Below are 17,004 nucleotides of genomic sequence, written 5' to 3'. Positions count from 1 at the left end.
CACCGGCGGCTTTTCCGTTCCAGGGTTCAGCGGCGGCCGAAGAGCGCCAGGCGCCGCGGGTGCCGGACGAGGCCGCCCTCGATCCAGTCCTCGTAGTCGAACAGCTCCGGCCGGGTCATCAGCACCCGGCAGTTGTGCGCCCAGATGGACATGGGCTCGTCGCCGACCTCCTCGGCGCGCTCCACGTACTTCTTCAGGCGGCGCTTGCGCTGCGAGGACGCGTTGGGGCGTACGCCGTCCGCCGCGTAGATGTACATGCAGTGCTGTGCGAACCGGCGGGCCGGGCACTGCCGGTCCATGGCCAGCTCGAACAGGGTGGGAGCCAGCACGTCACCCGAGATCAGCAGATCCCAGTCGGACGGCATGCTGTCCAGCGGCACGGCCTCCGGGTGGTACGCCCAGGCCTGCAGCTCCTCCGGCCTCGGGTCGACCGGGTTGGCGAATCCGAAGAACGTCGACTCGCGCACGGTCACGATGCCGCCTCGTCACGCTGATTCATCCGCCGTCCTCCTCCGGCAGCGGGCCCGCGCCTGCGGTGGAGAGCCCCTCGTTCCGCCGCGTCGCTGGTCGCCCTGATAACACGATGTTGTCGCGGCGACACGTTAGCGCGATACCGCGGTCGGCGGAAGTGATGGTGTATCACTTTCAGATACCGGTCAGTAACCTTGAGCAGCTTGGAAGTTCGCAGGTCAGTCGGTTGCGGGCAGCGGCTCGGGCGGACGGCCGACCGCCATCCGGCGCCGGACGAACTTCTTGAACCAGGCGTAGTCGGGCAGCCGGGCCAGGAGCGGCCCGCTGACCACCGTGATCAGCACGTACGCGGTCGCGAGCGGGGCCAGCCGGGGCTCGACGCCGCTCGCCACGGCCAGGCCCGCGATGACGATCGAGAACTCACCGCGGGGCATCAGCGCGAGACCGGCGCGGACCTGACCGGGCAGCGCGATGCCCACCCGCCGCGCGGCGAGGATGCCGGTGCCCACCTTGGCGAGCATCGTCAGCACCGCGAGCCCGAGGGCGGGCAGCAGCACCGGCGGCATCGCGGCCGGATCGGTGGAGAGCCCGAAGAACACGAAGAACACGGCGGCGAACAGGTCGCGCAGCGGCGACAGCATCTGCACCGACGTGTGCGCCAGCTCGCCGGAGAGGGCGATGCCCACCAGGAACGCGCCCACCGCGGCGGAGACCTGCAGCTCGGCCGCCACGCCGGCGACGAACAGGGTGAGGCCGAGAACGCTGAGCAGCAGCGACTCGGCGTTCTTGACCGACATGAAGCTGGAGATGGCGTGGCCGTACCGGATCGCCGCGACGAGGACGGCGATCACCGTGAGCACCGCGACCGCCAGGGCCTTCGCGCCCCCGAGCAGGCCCGCGCCGGCCAGGACGGCCGTGACGAGCGGCAGGTAGAACGCCATCGCCAGGTCCTCGATGACCAGCACGGACAGGATCACCGGCGTCTCCCGGTTACCGAGCCGGCCCAGATCGGCGAGGACCTTGGCGATCACGCCCGACGACGAGACCCAGGTGATGCCGGCCAGCACCAGCGCCGCCTGCCAGCCCCAGCCCAGCAGCAGCGCGAAGGCGGCCCCCGGCAACGCGTTGAGCAGCGCGTCGATGAGGCCGGCGGGCGCCGCAGAGCGCAGGTTGCCGACGAGCTCGGTGGCGGAGTACTCCAGCCCGAGCATCACCAGCAGCAGGATCACGCCGATCTCGGCGCCGATCTCGATGAACTCCTCGCTCGCCGAGAGCGGGATCAGGCCGCCGTGCCCGAAGGCCAGGCCGGCGAGCAGGTAGAGCGGGATCGGGGAGAGCCCGATGCGCCGGCCCAGGCGGCCGAGCATGCCCAGCGCGAAGAGTAGCGCGCCGACCTCGATGAGCAGGATCGTCGTGCCGTGCACAGGCGCCCCTCTTGTATGTGCTTGGGTTGTCGGCCGCGGTGGAGGTCAGTCGCCGTGGTCGCCGGCGAGGATGGCGGTGACGCCGTCCAGGCCGTGCCGGGTGCCGACGGCCACCACCACGTCGTTCGCCTCGAAGACGAACGACGGGCCCGGCGACGCGATCACCTCGCGGTCGCGCAGGATCGCGACGATGGACGCGCTCGTGCGGGTGCGGGCTCGCGTGTCGCCCAGTTGGCGGCCGACGAACGGCGAGCCGGCGGGCAGCGCGATCTGCTCGGTGAGCAGCCCGGCGGCCTGCTGACGCAGGCCGGAGAGCTGGCCCAGCATCAGCGACGCGCCGAGGACGTCGGCCAGGGCCTCCGCCTCGTCGTCGGTGAGCGGGATCGAGGCGAGGCAGGCGTCGGGGTCGTCCACGTCGTAGAGCACCAGGTCGCGGCGGCCGGTGCGGTGCGAGACCACGCCGACCGTACGGCCCGAGGACGTCACCAGGTCATGGCGGACGCCGATGCCAGGAAGTGGGGTCTGCTCTACCCGTACGCGCACTGTTCCACGGTAACTGATCTACTCAGCCGTGCTCGGCACCGGTCGTTGCCGGACGAGGGCGAGGACCAGCAGCCCGGCCGCGCAGAGGCCGGTGCAGATCCAGTACGCGAGGCGGTAGCCGAAGTGCTGGGCGAGCCCGAACAGCGGCCCGGCGAGCATGGCCCCGAGCGGGAACGAGTTGGTGAACAGCGTCGTCGCGCGCCCGGGATGCCGCGGCAGCATGTTCTGCATGTACGAGATCCCGAGCCCGGACACCGCCGCGATGAACAGCGCGTTGAGCACCTGCGCCCCGAGCAGCACCCACACGCTCGTGCTCACCGCCACCGTCGCGTAGTACGCGATCCCGCACGCCGCCCCCACGAAGAGCAGCATCCGCAGGGGCAGCCGGGTGGAGAGCGCCCCGAGCCCGAGCATCAGCGGGATCTCCAGCGCCGCGCACAGGCCGAGGACCAGTCCCGCGTCCCCCACGTCGCCGCGCAGGTCGGTGCTGATGAACAGCGGCAGCGCCTGGACTGCCAGGGTGAGCGGCGTCTGCATGAGGGTGAACGCGCCGGCGGTGAGCAGCAGAATCCACCGCGGCGCCTCGAGGGCGTCCAGCGCCGCCCGGTCCTCGGGTGACTCCGTGACCGCGGCGGGCGCGCCCACCTCGCCGAGCCAGAAGACGCCGACCGCGGCCGCGAGCGCGTACATGACGGCGGCGCCGCCGTACACCCAGGTGAATCCTCCGGCTTCGAGCAAAAATGCGGCCAGCGGCGGGCCGGCCACCCAGGCCAGGGAGAAGACCGTACGCAGCGCGCTGATGCCCATCGCCGCCCGCTCCGGCGCGTCGCGTTCGAGCACCTGACGGGCGTACGCGAAGGATTGCGGGAAGAGTGAGTTGGCGACGGCGATGGCCGTGACGGTGAGCCCGAGCAGCACCCAGTAGTCCCGGACCACCGCGGTGAACGCGCAGCCGACCATGCCGGCCACCGCGCCGCCGATGAGCAGCGCGCGCCGGATCGGCCGCCGGTCGGACAGCCGCCCGATCAGCGTGGAGCCGAGGACGCCGGACAGCGGCGCGACGACGAGGAAGACGGTCACCTGCAGCGGGCCGGCGTCGACGTCCGTGCTGAGGAAGAGCGACAGGAACGGGCCGATCAGCGCGGTGGAGATTCCGACGGCGAGGAAGACGAGGCCCAGCGGAAGGAGCGCACGAGCGAGCTGCGGCGTACGCCGCGGGGTGTCCAGGGCCATGGCCGCGACGCTACGGGCCCCGCGGGCGCTTCGCCCACGGTGATACCGGTTACGGAGGTCTCTTTCCCGGCGGTGGACTCGCCGACCTAGAGTTGAGTGGAATACGCTCAAGTCTGAGAGTGCTGAACCACTCGGATGCTGTGGCAGTAGATCCGACCAGGGGAGCTCATGAACGCCGAACGCCTGACCACCAAGAGCCGCGAGGTCATCACCGGCGCGGTCGCCAACGCCAGCCAGCGCGGGCACGCCACCGTCGAGCCGTGGCACCTGCTCCTGTCGCTGCTCGACACCGGTGGCTCCACGGCGCCGGCGCTGCTGCGGGCGGTCGGCGCCAATCCTGCCGACGTACGCCGCGCCGCCGTCCGCGCCGTCGAGCAGCAGCCCTCCGCCCGGGGTTCCTCCACCGCCGAGCCGAGCCTCTCCCGCGAGTTCGTCAACGCGATCGGCGAGGCGGAGCTGATCGCCAAGCCGCTCGGTGACGAGTACGTCTCCACCGAGCACCTCCTCGCCGGTCTCGCCCGCGTCGGCGGCGCGGTCGGCAAGGTCCTGCACGACGTCGGCGCCACCGAGGAGGCGCTGGTCGCGGCGTTCCCGTCGGTGCGCGGCGGCGAGCGCCGGGTCACCAACCAGGACCCCGAGCAGACCTACAAGGCGCTGGAGAAGTACAGCGTCGACCTCACCGCCCAGGCGCGCGAGGGCAAGATCGACCCGGTGATCGGCCGGGACGCCGAGATCCGCCGCGTCGTGCAGGTGCTCTCCCGGCGTACGAAGAACAACCCGGTGCTGATCGGCGAGCCCGGCGTCGGCAAGACCGCGATCGTCGAGGGGCTCGCCCAGCGCATCGTGGCCGGCGACGTCCCGGAGACGCTGCGCGACAAGAAACTGGTCTCGCTCGACCTCGGCGCGATGGTCGCCGGCGCGCAGTACCGCGGCCAGTTCGAGGAGCGCCTCAAGAGCGTCCTCGAGGAGATCCGCAACTCCAACGGCCAGGTCGTCACGTTCCTCGACGAGCTGCACACCGTCGTCGGCGCCGGCAAGGGCGAGGGCTCGATGGACGCCGGCAACATGCTCAAGCCGATGCTGGCCCGCGGCGAGCTGCGGATGGTCGGCGCGACCACGCTCGACGAGTACCGCGAGCACATCGAGAAGGACCCCGCGCTCGAGCGCCGGTTCCAGCCCGTCGTCGTCGGCGAGCCCACGGTCGAGGACACCATCGGCATCCTGCGCGGCCTCAAGGGCCGGTACGAGGCCCATCACCGGGTCCAGATCACCGACGCCGCGCTCGTCGCCGCCGCGGCGCTGTCGGACCGCTACATCAGCGACCGGTTCCTGCCGGACAAGGCCATCGACCTCATCGACGAGGCCGCCTCGCGGCTGCGCATGGAGATCGACTCCCGGCCGGTGGAGCTGGACCAGCTGCAGCGGCAGGTCGACCGGATGCGCGTGGAGAAGCTGGCGCTGGAGAAGGAGACCGACCCCGCGTCGATCGCCCGCCTGGAGCGGCTCGAGCGCGACCTCGCCGACCGCGAGGAGGAGCTGACCGCCCTCAACGCCCGGTGGGAGCGCGAGCGCGGCGGCCTCAACCGCGTCGGCGAGCTGAAGAAGAAGCTCGACGAGACCCGCGCCGAGCTCGAGCGCGCCCAGCGCGACGCCGAGTGGGAGAAGGCCTCCCGCCTGCAGTACCAGGAGATCCCCGCCCTCGAGCGCGAGATCGAGAGCGCGGCCGAGGCGGAGGACGAGAAGACCGAGCCGCCGATGGTCAAGGAGGAGGTCGGCGCGGACGACATCGCCGAGGTCATCGCGTCCTGGACCGGCATCCCGGCCGGCCGGATGCTCGAGGGCGAGACCGCCAAGCTGCTGCGCATGGAGGAGTCGCTGCAGGCCAAGGTGGTCGGCCAGGCCGAGGCCGTCGCGGCCGTGTCGGGAGCCGTACGCCGGGCCCGCGCGGGCGTCGCCGACCCGGACCGCCCCACCGGCAGCTTCCTGTTCCTCGGTCCCACCGGCGTCGGCAAGACCGAGCTGGCCAAGGCGCTGGCCGGCTTCCTCTTCGACGACGAGCGCGCCATGGTGCGCATCGACATGAGCGAGTACGGCGAGAAGCACTCCGTCGCCCGCCTCGTCGGCGCTCCGCCCGGATACGTGGGCTACGAGGAGGGCGGCCAGCTGACCGAGGCGGTACGCCGGCGCCCGTACAGCGTGGTGCTGCTGGACGAGGTCGAGAAGGCCCACCCGGACGTCTTCGACGTGCTGCTGCAGGTCCTCGACGACGGGCGGCTCACCGACGGGCAGGGCCGTACGGTCGACTTCCGCAACGCCATCCTGGTGCTCACCTCGAACCTGGGCTCGTCGGTCATCTCCGACTTCACCCTCGGCGAGGAGGAGCGGCGCGAGGAGGTCATGGCGGTCGTCCGGTCGCACTTCAAGCCGGAGTTCCTCAACCGGCTCGACGACATCGTGGTGTTCCACGCGCTCACGCCGCAGGACCTCGCGGCGATCGTGGACATCCAGCTCGGCCGGCTGCGGGCCCGTCTCGCCGACCGCCGGCTCAGCCTGGACGTCACCGACGCGGCGGTGGCGTGGCTGGGCGAGCACGGGTACGACCCGATCTACGGCGCGCGGCCGCTGCGCCGGCTCGTGCAGTCGGCGATCGGCGACTCGCTCGCCAAGGCGCTGCTCGCCGGCGAGATCGTCGACGGCGACACGGTGGTGGTCGACCTGAGCGAGCACAAGGACGGCCTGCGCGTCGCGCGCGCCTGACCGTACCCATGAAGAAGGGCCCCGAGGTTCTGCCTCGGGGCCCTTCCTGCTCAGCTCGCCTTCGCCTCCCGCTGCCGGTAGGCGTGGGTCATGAGGATGTCCGTGAAGGCGTGTTCGCCCTCCTCGGACCAGATCCTGATCCCGTCGCGGTGGAGCTGGTACCGCACGTCCTCGTAGCTGGTTCGCGAGTCGTCATGGTGAACGACGGTCAGGGTGTCTGCATGGGGCATGGGACTCACCGGTCCTTAACTGGTCTGGGGCGGCCGCGGCGTGGTCACGCGGCTCGCGCAATCGAGAGGGCGCCCGGATCCGGTCTGCCTCGGCCCCTGCCATGGGTGGGCGGGGGCGGCGACTCGGATGGGCACAGGGCGGCGCCGTCAGACTCCGATGCCTGCGGCGCGCCACGAGATGGAAGTGTATGGGTCGGGCGCGAGGTCTGTCGCCCCCTGAACGAGCGACCAATTTCATCCGATTTCGTCCTACGTCGGGCGATGTTGCCACAAGGCCGGCCAGGGTGTCCTCCGGTCCGCGCTTCTGGCAGCCGCCCGATACCGTGAGTGGATCTAGGAGGGAGCGCCGATGTATCCCGGAGCACCAGCACCGCGTTCACGCCCCACGGTCGTCACCGTCTCGTCGTACCTGCTCTATCTGAGCGCCGCCCTCATCGTGCTGGACGCGGTGCTGACGGTGACCACGATCTCGAAGCTCTCGGAGGTCTACACCGACCTGTACGCCGACACGTCCAACAGCGGGCTGGAAAGCGTCATGGTCGGCGTCAGCGTGATCAGCGTGGTCATCAACTTCCTGCTCGCGGCGGGCCTCGCGATCCTCGCGGTCTTCAACAACCGCGGCCGGCAGGGCTCCCGGATCACCACCTGGGTGATCGGCGGCATCTCGTTCTGCTGCTTCGGCTCCGCCCTCGCCGGGAACGCGCTCACCAGCGCCATGAATCTCGACACGGGAAGCACGAGCGGACCCAGCGCCCGTGAGCTCGAAGAGCGGCTCTCCGAGGCGCTGCCCTCCTGGTACCCGCCCGTCACGATGACCCTGTCCGTCGTGCTCGCGCTGGCCATCCTGACCGCGCTCATCCTGCTGATGCTCCCGGCGGCGAACGCGTACTTCCGCAAGCCGCAGCCGACCTGGGACCCGTCGATGCCGTACCCGGCGTACCCGGGTCAGCCCGGCTACCCGCAGGCGGGCCAGCCGCAGCAGCCGTCGTACCCCGCGCCGGGGTCTTTCCCGCCCTATCCCGGCACGACCCCTCCCGCCGCGCCGCCGGCGGCGGGCGCTCCACACACCGGCAGCGTGCCGGCGACGGACCCGTGGAGCGCGCCGACCCCGCCGACCCCGCCGGCTTCTCCGCCTTCGTCCTCCGACACGCCGCCGGCTTCTCCGCCTTCGTCCTCCGACACGCCGCCGGCTTCGTCGTCCTCGTCCTCCGACGCGCCGCCTTCGCCGGGGCCGGACGCGTCGTCGTCGCCGGAGCAGCCGGGCCGGCCGCCGACCGACCCCGCCTGACATCGGCCTCGTCACGCGCCGCCGGGTAAGCCCGGCGGCGCGTCGCGCGTCCAGGTAGGTTCGTCCGCAACGGATCACCCGGGAGACGGTCATGACGTACGCAGTTCAGCCGCCGGTCGCCGCCGCGCCCCCGCCGGTCGCCGCGCCCCGCCGCCCCGCCTCGGTAGCGCTCGCGTCGGTGCTGCTGATCGTCATGGCCGTGGCCGGCCTCGCGTACGCGGTGGCCACGCTCGCGACCGCACCCGGCACGGTGGACCGCTTCCGTACGGCGGCCGGCTCCGGCGACGACGTCGACGGCTACGTGACCGTCGTGTGGATCGGTGCCGCCCTCGCCGCCGTCCTGGCCGTGCTCCTCTTCGCCCTGTACGTGGTGCTCGCCCTGGGCCTGCGCCGCGGCAGCAACGGCTTCCGCATCGCCACGCTGGTGGTGTGCACGCTGGGCCTGCTGGCCGGCTGCGCCTCGGCTACGACCATGGGAGTCCAGCGCAGCGGGGAGTCCGTGCCGGGTTCGCTGGGGTCGGCGCTCTCGGACGCGTACCCGGGGGCCTGGATCCCGCTCAACGTCGGTCTCGCGATCGCGCAGATCGCCGGGTACGTGCTGGTCGGGGCGCTGCTGCTCGCGGCTCCGCGGGAGTTCTTCGGCCGGCCCGCGAAGCCGCTGCCGCCCGATCCCTTCGCCGCGAACTCCCAGCTGCCGCCTGCGGGGTACGGCACGGGTGGCACGGGCCCGCTGCCGCCCGGCGGGTATGCGCAGGCGGGTTACTACGGCCCGCCGCAACCGGTGTACGGCGCGCCCTACCCGTCCGCGCCACCGTCGGTAGCGACGGGGTCCCCGTCGGCTGAGCACCCCGGGGAGCCGAGCCCGTGGGCGCCACCTCGACCGGTCGGCCCGGCCGCACCCGCGCCGATCGCACCCGCGCCGGCCGCACCCGCGCCGGCCGCGTCCACGCCCCCGGCGGCGGAAGCGCCCGCGCCGAGTGCGCTCGCGCCGAGTGCGCCCGCGTCGGGCGTGCCCGCCCCGGCCGTGCCCGCGCCCGCGGAAGTGTCCGTGCCGGCCGTCGGGGGAGACTCCGTGCCGGCCGGGCCGCCGGCAACGGGAGCGCCCGCCCCGGCCTCGCCGCCGGGCGGGGAAGGGCCGTCGCAGCCTTCGGTCGCGCATCGGACACCCCCGGAGGGTCACCCGGAAGGGTCTCCGGCGGGTGACACGGACGGGGGTTCTTCTGCCTGTCCGTCCAGCTGACGGGGGACAGGGCATCGATGGTCGTACGTCATCCGAACGGGTAGCGTTGATGTCCGAGGGTCTGCCCGCCTTCGCTTTCCGGATCGGCTTTTCCGGAAGACGGCCAGATGTGTCGCGATGACATCGGTGTCAGTGCGTACGCGTTTGCTGACCGTCCCTGAGTCGCAGACCCGTGCCCGCGCTCGGGAGAAGTGGTTTGAGCTGCGTCTATGTGTCCCCGAAAGGGGTTGCGAGGTGTGCTTCAGTTAACAATATTTCCTGTTGCTCTCACGTTTAGGCGAGGGTCAATAGTTCCTTTCCGCCCCGGCAGGGCAGAAGGTTCCGGTTTTCGTCCAGCCAGTACTCTCGATGTCATGGAAGCCCACCACGACCTGCGTAAATTCATCACTGAATTGCCCGTCGCGCAGCGTTGTGCCGTGCTTTCATCGGGTCGTGAAGCTGACTGTGACGCCGCCCTACGCCGTGTGACGGTGCAGGACACGGCGGTTCCGGCGACCGGGCGGGTGCCGGGCGGTCGCCGTACTGATCGCGACATGGAAATGTGGGACGGCTCACTCCGGGGGCGGGGATCGAGGAGCTCGACCGCGTTGGGCAGCGACCAGACGGCGGCTGAGGCGTTGCAGGAGGCAGAGACCGAAGTCGGTGTGGCGGGAATGGTCGATCGGGGTGCGGACGCTGCCGTGCGGGGTGCCGGACAGACGTACCGATCGGCCTACCGTTCGATCGACTTCGGCCTTACGGCCTGAAAGTCAGCCGGTTCGTTCCTGCGCACATGCAGGAGAATCGATGCAGTTGGTGGAAGGATGGAGATCGTGGGAACTGCGTTGGCGGAAATGACAATGCCTCAGATCTCGCCGCTGGCCGGCGAGCCAATTGAACGTGCCGACGCCGAGCGGCTGGCCGGGGTGCTGAAGGCACTCGCGGACCCGGCCCGGCTCCGGCTGCTCAGCCTGATCCAGTCCGCGACGGACGGCGAGGCGTGTGTCTGCGACCTCACCGCACCGCTCGGGCTGTCGCAACCGACGGTGAGCCACCACCTGCGGATCCTCACGGAGGCCGGGCTGCTGGAGCGGGAGAAGCGGGGCGTGTGGGCGTACTACCGCCTGGTCCCGACGGCGATCGCGACGATCGCGGACCTGCTCACCCCGCCGCGCAAGCGCGCGACCAAGAAGGCGCGCTGAGACAGGCGTACGTCTGGAGTAACGGCACCCGGCCCGGCCGGGCGCCGCAGCACCGTTTCGGTCCTCGGACCGGGTGCACAAAGAAGCCCGCTGGAGACCGGGCGGGCCACGGGCAGGCCCGCCCCAACCGGTCGGCGAAGCAGGCACCCGCGCGACGAGCGCGGGTGACATGCAGGACCCGCGCGAGGTGCGCGGTCAGCAGCAGAGCTTGCGCGACGAGCGCGGGTGGCAAGCAGGACCCGCGCGAGGTGCGCGGTCAGCAGCAGAGCTTGCGCGACGAGCGCGGGTGGCAAGCAGGACCCGCGAGACGAGCGTAGGCGGCGAACAGAGCCTGCGCGGCGAAGCGTGGGTGGCAGGCAGAGCCGCGCGACGAGCGTGGACGTGGAGCAGGGCCCCGCGCGGCGAGCGCGGGGGACGGGACACCCGCCACGGCGGGAAGGTGCCTGGCGTCACCGAGGCTGACGTGACGCCAGGCGGGACACCTCCATCAGGATCCACCCCGGGACCCGAGGAGTGACTGTTGAACTACGTGTCCGGAGATCTGCGCGACCAGCTCGCGCACGTGGGTTACGACGTGGTCCAGGCCGGTCTGGTCTGCGGCTCGGGCGGGAACCTCTCCGCCCGCATCCCGGACGAGGACGCGTGCTGGGTCACCGCGAGCGGCGCGTGGCTGGAGCGGCTGAGCCGCAGCTCCTTCGCCGCCGTACGGATCTTCGACGGCGCGCCGGCCTCGCCGGGTGGCAGTGGCGTGCCGACGAGGCCGGCCTCGCCGGGTGGCAGTGGCCTGCCGGCGCCGCGGGTCGAGCCCACCAGCGAGATCGCCCTGCACCTGGCGATCTACCGGACCAGGCCGGACGTCAGGGCGATCGTCCACCTGCATCCGCAGACCGCGCTGCTGCTCGACGCGCTGGGTGAGCACATTCGCATCGTGACGACGGACCACGCTTACTACCTGCGCCGGGTCTCCACCGTGCCGTTCCGGCTGCCCGGCAGCACGGAGGTGGCGGCGCTGACGGCGGCCATGGCGGCGGACGGCACGAACTGTCTGGTGCTCAGCCAGCACGGCTGCGTGGTGCTCGCCGACAGCGTGGAGCTGGCGCACAAACGCGCGCGGAACCTCGAGGAGGCCGCGCAGCTGACCTACCGGGCGCTCACGCTGGGCCGCCTCGACAATCTGCGCGAGGTGCCGGAGGAATTCCTGGACCGCCTGGCCGGGCCGGCACCGGTCTCCGTGTAGCAGCCGGGACAGCACTCGGCAGGCCGGGGCGCTCGGCAGGCCAGGGCGCTCGGCAGGCCGGGGCATTCGGCAGGCCGGGGCATTCGGCAGGCCGCGGTGGCGGCGGCCGGACGGACGGCGCCGGGCTGTCAGGCCGAGTGGCGCGGGCGGTGGTGGCGGTGGTCGTCCTCGTCGTCGCGGTCGGCGAACTCCTCGGCGATGCCCGCCACCGTCGCGGCGGCGACCACGCCGATCGCCGTGGCCGGGCCCGGGTCCTCCATCGGCGCGCCGGGGCCCTTGCCGAGAGTGATGCCACGCTTCTTGGCCCGGCGCTCGCGGAGCATCTCGATGCCGATCGGCAGCACCGAGATCAGCACGATGAGCGCGACCACCGGCAGGATGTAGTGGTCGATCTTGTCGCCGATCGCGTCGTAGATCTGCTGGGCGAGCAGGTAGCCGAGCAGGATGACGCCGTCGCACCACAGGATCGCGCCGACCACGTTCCAGAGCAGGAACTTGCGGGCGGGCATGCCGAGGGTGCCCGCGACCGGGTTGAGGAAGGTCCGGACGATCGGGATGAACCGGGCCAGGACCACCGCCTTCGCGGGGCCGAACTTCTCGAAGTAGTACTCGGCCTTGTCGACGTACTCCCGCTTGAACAGCTTGCTGTCCGGGCGTTCGAACATGCGGCGGCCGTACTTGGCGCCGAGGAGGTGGCCCAGCTGCGCGCCGAGGATCGCGCACAGCGGCGCACCGATGAGCAGGCCCACGATCGACATGCGGGTGCCGTCACCGAAGATCGAGTCGGCGACCGGGGACGCGGCCACGCCGGCCAGGAACAGCAGGGAGTCCCCGGGGAAGAAGAACCCGACCAGCAGGCCGGTCTCCGCGAAGAGGATCGCCCAGACCCCGATCAACCCGAAGGTCTGCAACAGGTCCTTCGGGTCCATCGGGTTCAGGGCGAGCTGCTCGGTGAGCGCACGGTAGGTCACGACATGGAAGGGTACCGGCCCTTGCTCAAGGCGAGCCTGTACGGATGCTGTGGATCGAGCCTTCCCCAACGAGGCGAGGCCGGCGCCGGACCGGTCCGGTCCGGCGCCAGGTGGAAGGAGGTTCGTTACAGGCGCGGATCGACCGGTTCCGATTCGGCGGCGAGGATGGCGAAGACCAGCTCGTGGATCCGCCACAGCGGCGCACCCTCGGCCAGCCGATCCAGCGCGGCCAGGCCCAGCCCGTGCTCACGCAGCGCCAGGCTCCGCTTGCGGCCCAGCTGCCGCTGCCGGAGCCGGTCGAGCTGCTCGGGGCGGGTGTACTCCGGGCCATAGATGATCCGCAAATACTCCCTTCCGCGGCATTTCACGCCCGGCTGCACGAGTCGCCCCTTGGCGTCGGTCGCGCCGAGACCGGCGTACGGCTTGACGACCATGCCCTCGCCCCCGGCGGCGGTGAGGTCGAGCCACCACTGCGTCGCCGCCTGCTCCGACGCGGCGTCACCGAGTTCGACGACGATCCGCCGCGTACGCGTGAACAGCTGCGGATCCGCGGCGACGAGCCGGTCCGCGACGTCGAGGTGCCAGCCGTGGTCCTTGTCCTTGAAGCTCACGCCCGGAGCGGCGAGCACGGCGAACGGCGCGAGGGTCACGCCGGTGAGCCCGTCGACCGGCCGCACGTACGCACGGTAGGCCGTCGAGTACGCGTCGATCTCGGCCGCCCGGAGCTCGATCCGCTCCCGCAGCGAAGCCACCTCCAGCCCTCGCCCGGCAACTCGGTCCAGCACCGACAGGGCAGCCGGCAGCGCGGCGCGTCCGGCGGCGCCGACACCGGCGTACCGCTCGCGGATGAGCCCGCCCGCCTTGGCCGACCAGGGCAGGAGCTCGGCGTCGAGCAGCAGCCAGCCGTCGTCGAGCACGCCGGCTCGCACGGCTGCCGCCCGTACGTCGTCCAGCAGTGCCGTGTTGCGGGCGGCGTCGAAGAACGGCCGGCCCGTACGCGTCCAGATGGCGTCCCCGTCCCCGTCCCGCGAGACGCGGACGACCGCACGGGAGCCCATGTGCTTCTCCTCGCACACGACCGTGCCGACGCCGGCCGCGCGCAGGTCCGCGAACGCCGTCGACGGGTGCTCGAGATAGCCGTCGACGGTGGCCGTCGAGCACGGCGCCATGGTCGGGGGCAGCCAGACCAGCGTCTCCGGGGCCAGCGCGAAGCGGCTCATCACCTCCAGCGCCGCGGCGGCGTTCTCCGCGGCGACCGTCGTGCGGCCGTACCCGTAGTCGATGTGTCGCCGGCCGGTCACATCCGCGAGGTCCAGGCCCTCGTCGGGTTTCGCGGTGGCGGCCACCAGCGGGCGGGCCGGGGCGTAGTACTCGCGGGCCGCGGGGACGGACACGAGCTCGCGGGACGGCCAGCGCAGGGCGGTCAGCTTGCCGCCGAACACGCAACCGGTGTCGAGGCAGATCGTGTTGTTGATCCACTCCGGCTCCGGCGTGGGGGTGTGCCCGTACACGACCGCTGCCGAGCCTCGGTAGTCGCGGGCCCAGGGGTAACGGACCGGGAGGCCGTACTCGTCGGTCTCGCCCGTGGTCTCGCCGTAGAGCGCGAAGGAGCGCACCCGGCCGGACGCCCGCCCGTGGTACGCCTCCTTGAGCCCGGCGTGCGCGACCACGAGCCGGCCGCCGTCGAGCACGTAGTGGCTGACCAGGCCCTCGATGAAGGCGCGGACGTCCGCCACGAACTCCGGCGGCTCGGCGTCGAGCTGCGCGAGGGTCTCCGGCAGGCCGTGGGTGAGCTGCACGTTGCGGCCGTTCAGCTTGCGGGCCAGCTTCTGCTCGTGGTTTCCCGGCACACACAGCGCCGTGCCGGCGGCCACCATGCCCATGACCAGGCGCAGGACGGCGGGGGAATCCGGGCCGCGGTCGACCAGGTCGCCCACGAAGACCGCCGTACGCCCCTCCGGATGCACGGCGTTGTCGCTGGTCACGGCGTACCCGAGCGTGGTGAGCAGCGCGACCAGCTCGGCATGGCAGCCGTGCACGTCGCCGATGATGTCGAACGGCCCGGTGAGCTCGCGCTTGTCGTTGAAGAGCTTCTCGTAGCGGATCGTCGCGGCGGCGATCTCGTCCACGCCGCGCAGGACGTGCACCTTGCGGAAGCCCTCCCGGGTCAGCTGCCCCAGGGAACGGCGCAGGTCGCGCTGCATCCGGGTCAGGACCTGCCGGCCGAACGTACGGTCCTCGCGGGCCTGCGTACGCTCCCAGGCCAGCGCCTCCGGCACGTCCAGGACCACCGCGACCGGCAGCACGTCGTGTTCCCGGGCGACCTTGACCAGCCCGGCCCGCGCATGCGGCTGCAGGTTGGTGGCGTCGACGACGGTCAGCCGTCCGGCCTTGAGCCGCTTGGCGGCCACGTAGTGCAGCACGTCGAAGGCGTCCCCGGACGCCGACTGGTCGTTCTCGTCGTCGGCCACCAGGCCGCGGAAGTAGTCGGAGGAGAGCACCTGCGTCGGCGCGAAGTGCGTACGCGCGAAGGTGGACTTTCCGGACCCCGAGACGCCGACCAGCGCGACGAGGGCCAGCTCCGGGATGTCGATCTCGGTCACGCCGCGTCCTTCCTCGTGAAGACGGCCATCTGGGTGGGGTTTCCGTGGGTCTCGTCGGCCTCCCCGACGCCGGAGAGAGCCACGTCGTAGCCGTGCGCCTCGGCGGTCCGCTGCGCCCAGCCGGCGAACTCGGCGCGCGTCCACTCGAAGCGGTGGTCGCTGTGCCGCATGCCGGTCAGTCCCTCGTACAGCACGTTGTACTCGGCGTTCGGCGTGGTGACGATGACGGTCGCCGGGCGTGCGTGCCCGAAGACCGAGGCCTCCAGCGCGGGCAGCCGCGGCGGGTCCAGGTGCTCGATCACCTCCATCAGCACGGCGGCGTCGTACCCCTTCAGCCGGTCGTCGCGGTAGGTGAGGGCCGACTGCCACAGCGTCACGCGGCCGCGCTGGCGTTCCGGGAGCCGGTCCAGGCGCAGGCGCTTGTGGGCCAGGTCGAGGGCGCGGGCGGAGACGTCCGTACCGACGATCTCGGTGTGACGCTTGTCCTTGATCAACGCGCTGAGCAGCGCGCCGCCGCCGCAGCCGAGGTCGAGGACCCGCGCGGCGCCGGAGTCTGCCAGCGCGGCGAGCACCGCGTCCCGTCGCTGCTCGGCGAGTGACTGCTTGCGCGCGACGGGCAGCTCGGCGTCCTCGTCGGCGGCCGTGTCGGTGGGTGCGTCGACCGTGTCCGGATCGTCCCGGTCCAGCAGCTCGAGCGCGCTCGCGGCCAGCGACCGGCGGTGCGCCAGATAGCGGCGGGTGATCAGCACCTTCTCCGGGTGGCCGGCCAGCCAGCCCTCGCCCGCGCGCAACAGCTTGTCGATCTCGTCGGGCGCCACCCAGTAGTGCTTGGCGTCGTCGAGGACGGGCAGCAGCACGTACAGGTGGTTGAGCGCGTCGGCGAGGCGCAGCGTGCCGGTCAGGGTGAGGTCCGCGTACGGGCTGTCGCCGGCCAGCGGATGGCCCTCGGGCACGTCGTCGAGCGGGATCGGCTCGACCGTGACGTGCCAGCCCAGCGGCTCGAACAGCGCTGCGGCGTCACCCTTGCAGCGCAGGACCGGCACGCGGATCTCGAGCGGGATCGTCGCGCCGGCCAGGTCGGGCCGGTCCCTCGACTCGCCGCGCAGGGCGCTGCGGAAAACCTTGGCGAGCGCGCCGGCCAGCAGGCTGGACGCCGCGTACGGGCGGTCGTTGACGTACTGCCCGAGCGCGAACGACTCGGGCGCCGCCTGCTGCCGGCGACCACCCCGGCCGGCGGCCAGCCGCTGCGGATCCACGTCCAGCAGCAGCGCCGCCGTGCACCGGTCGTCCGCTGCCTCGGGGAAGAGGACGTACGCCGTACCCGTGGGCACGTCGAAGGCGTGCACCTTCCCAGGGTGCTTGACCAGCAGGTAACCGAGGTCGGTCGCCGGCCGGTGGGTGGTCGTCACGGTGAGCAGCACCGACCGATGATCGCAGCGGCGCGCACGCCAGCGCGACGCAAATTACCGGTAGTCGTCCTCCATCTCGACGATGCGGCTCTGCTCCTGCCTGTCCCACTCCGAGACCTCGATCGCCTCCGGCGCCTCGGCCTCCTCGGCCTCGTCCTCCAGCCAGCCCGGCGCGGCCTCCTTGGCCTGCTCCGCCGCGTCCACCTCGGGGGTCTCCAGGTCGACATCGTTCTCGGGGTACGTCATAACGGACTCCCTTCACCGTCAGGGGCGTGCCTCAATGGTGCCCGGTCCCCCGCCGTGACGGTACGTAAACCGGGGCGATTTCCATCGGCATCCCCGGCTGCGGAATACTGCCTGGTGGAGGACAGCGCGGTCCTGCCCTCTTCACGCCAGAGAATCAAGGCCAGAGAAACA

Annotated in this window: 15 protein-coding genes; 6 read left to right on the top strand and 9 right to left on the bottom strand. The window is 71.8% G+C overall.

What is annotated here, in order from left to right; all coding sequences use genetic code 11:
- Nucleotides 1-26 precede the first annotated feature (26 nt).
- The 4 genes from AB0K03_RS19990 to AB0K03_RS19975 form a co-directional block, all read right to left on the bottom strand.
- Nucleotides 27-473: a hypothetical protein gene (locus AB0K03_RS19990; RefSeq protein WP_364686931.1), complete on the bottom strand. Its 447-nt coding sequence runs from the start codon at nucleotides 471-473 to the stop codon at nucleotides 27-29.
- 216 nt (nucleotides 474-689) lie between these two features.
- Nucleotides 690-1,895 carry a cation:proton antiporter gene (locus AB0K03_RS19985; protein WP_364686929.1) on the bottom strand — a complete coding sequence of 402 codons (1,206 nt, stop codon included), beginning with the start codon at nucleotides 1,893-1,895 and terminating at the stop codon, nucleotides 690-692.
- Between the two features lie 45 nt (nucleotides 1,896-1,940).
- Complete coding sequence (locus tag AB0K03_RS19980; RefSeq protein WP_364686927.1) at nucleotides 1,941-2,438, bottom strand: cation:proton antiporter regulatory subunit; 498 nt, start codon at nucleotides 2,436-2,438, stop codon at nucleotides 1,941-1,943.
- Nucleotides 2,439-2,456: 18 nt separating this feature from the next.
- Complete coding sequence (locus AB0K03_RS19975; protein WP_364686925.1) at nucleotides 2,457-3,671, bottom strand: sugar efflux transporter; 1,215 nt, start codon at nucleotides 3,669-3,671, stop codon at nucleotides 2,457-2,459.
- Between the two features lie 168 nt (nucleotides 3,672-3,839).
- On the opposite strand from AB0K03_RS19975, the gene clpB reads away from it, so the two are divergent.
- Entirely contained in the window at nucleotides 3,840-6,428 is a 2,589-nt protein-coding gene (gene clpB, locus AB0K03_RS19970; protein WP_364686923.1) for an ATP-dependent chaperone ClpB, read from the top strand.
- A 50-nt stretch (nucleotides 6,429-6,478) separates the two neighbouring features.
- On the opposite strand, the gene AB0K03_RS19965 is transcribed toward clpB, so the two are convergent.
- A complete protein-coding gene (locus tag AB0K03_RS19965) occupies nucleotides 6,479-6,658 on the bottom strand; it encodes a hypothetical protein (RefSeq protein ID WP_199513361.1) in 180 nt (59 codons plus the stop codon).
- Between the two features lie 349 nt (nucleotides 6,659-7,007).
- On the opposite strand from AB0K03_RS19965, the gene AB0K03_RS19960 reads away from it, so the two are divergent.
- From AB0K03_RS19960 to AB0K03_RS19940, 5 genes are all read left to right on the top strand, one after another.
- A complete protein-coding gene (locus tag AB0K03_RS19960) occupies nucleotides 7,008-7,946 on the top strand; it encodes a hypothetical protein (RefSeq protein WP_364686921.1) in 939 nt (312 codons plus the stop codon).
- Nucleotides 7,947-8,037: 91 nt separating this feature from the next.
- Nucleotides 8,038-9,186: a hypothetical protein gene (locus AB0K03_RS19955; protein WP_364686919.1), complete on the top strand. Its 1,149-nt coding sequence runs from the start codon at nucleotides 8,038-8,040 to the stop codon at nucleotides 9,184-9,186.
- A 353-nt stretch (nucleotides 9,187-9,539) separates the two neighbouring features.
- Nucleotides 9,540-9,932 (top strand): hypothetical protein, encoded by a 393-nt coding sequence (locus tag AB0K03_RS19950; protein WP_364686917.1) that lies wholly within the window; start codon nucleotides 9,540-9,542, stop codon nucleotides 9,930-9,932.
- 57 nt (nucleotides 9,933-9,989) lie between these two features.
- Nucleotides 9,990-10,367: an ArsR/SmtB family transcription factor gene (locus tag AB0K03_RS19945; protein WP_014440216.1), complete on the top strand. Its 378-nt coding sequence runs from the start codon at nucleotides 9,990-9,992 to the stop codon at nucleotides 10,365-10,367.
- Nucleotides 10,368-10,896: 529 nt separating this feature from the next.
- Complete coding sequence (locus AB0K03_RS19940) at nucleotides 10,897-11,604, top strand: class II aldolase/adducin family protein (RefSeq protein ID WP_364687133.1); 708 nt, start codon at nucleotides 10,897-10,899, stop codon at nucleotides 11,602-11,604.
- Nucleotides 11,605-11,732: 128 nt separating this feature from the next.
- Here the strand turns inward: AB0K03_RS19940 and AB0K03_RS19935 are convergent, their stop codons facing one another.
- The 4 genes from AB0K03_RS19935 to AB0K03_RS19920 form a co-directional block, all read right to left on the bottom strand.
- Entirely contained in the window at nucleotides 11,733-12,575 is an 843-nt protein-coding gene (locus tag AB0K03_RS19935; protein ID WP_364686915.1) for a DedA family protein, read from the bottom strand.
- A gap of 125 nt (nucleotides 12,576-12,700) precedes the next feature.
- Entirely contained in the window at nucleotides 12,701-15,178 is a 2,478-nt protein-coding gene (locus AB0K03_RS19930) for a polynucleotide kinase-phosphatase (RefSeq protein WP_364686913.1), read from the bottom strand.
- The gene (locus tag AB0K03_RS19925; protein WP_364686911.1) at nucleotides 15,175-16,599 is read right to left on the bottom strand and encodes a 3' terminal RNA ribose 2'-O-methyltransferase Hen1; all 1,425 of its coding nucleotides are present in this window, start codon (nucleotides 16,597-16,599) and stop codon (nucleotides 15,175-15,177) included. The genes AB0K03_RS19930 and AB0K03_RS19925 overlap by 4 nt, the downstream gene beginning before the upstream one ends.
- 42 nt (nucleotides 16,600-16,641) lie before the next feature.
- A complete protein-coding gene (locus AB0K03_RS19920; protein WP_364686909.1) occupies nucleotides 16,642-16,833 on the bottom strand; it encodes a hypothetical protein in 192 nt (63 codons plus the stop codon).
- Nucleotides 16,834-17,004 lie beyond the last annotated feature (171 nt).

It is taken from the genome of Actinoplanes sp. NPDC049316, assembly GCF_040677315.1.
GTDB lineage: Bacteria > Actinomycetota > Actinomycetes > Mycobacteriales > Micromonosporaceae > Actinoplanes.
Note: the sequence above shows the minus strand (reverse complement) of the source record. Positions and strands in the feature narration are given on the sequence as shown.

What these genes read in the sequence shown, in the direction of transcription:
- AB0K03_RS19975 (WP_364686925.1), bottom strand. Translation starts at nt 3,671, where the DNA reads ATGGCCCTGGACACCCCGCGGCGTACGCCGCAGCTCGCTCGTGCGCTC.
- clpB (WP_364686923.1), top strand. Translation starts at nt 3,840, where the DNA reads ATGAACGCCGAACGCCTGACCACCAAGAGCCGCGAGGTCATCACCGGC.
- AB0K03_RS19965 (WP_199513361.1), bottom strand. Translation starts at nt 6,658, where the DNA reads ATGCCCCATGCAGACACCCTGACCGTCGTTCACCATGACGACTCGCGA.
- AB0K03_RS19960 (WP_364686921.1), top strand. Translation starts at nt 7,008, where the DNA reads ATGTATCCCGGAGCACCAGCACCGCGTTCACGCCCCACGGTCGTCACC.
- AB0K03_RS19955 (WP_364686919.1), top strand. Translation starts at nt 8,038, where the DNA reads ATGACGTACGCAGTTCAGCCGCCGGTCGCCGCCGCGCCCCCGCCGGTC.
- AB0K03_RS19950 (WP_364686917.1), top strand. Translation starts at nt 9,540, where the DNA reads ATGGAAGCCCACCACGACCTGCGTAAATTCATCACTGAATTGCCCGTC.
- AB0K03_RS19945 (WP_014440216.1), top strand. Translation starts at nt 9,990, where the DNA reads ATGGAGATCGTGGGAACTGCGTTGGCGGAAATGACAATGCCTCAGATC.
- AB0K03_RS19920 (WP_364686909.1), bottom strand. Translation starts at nt 16,833, where the DNA reads ATGACGTACCCCGAGAACGATGTCGACCTGGAGACCCCCGAGGTGGAC.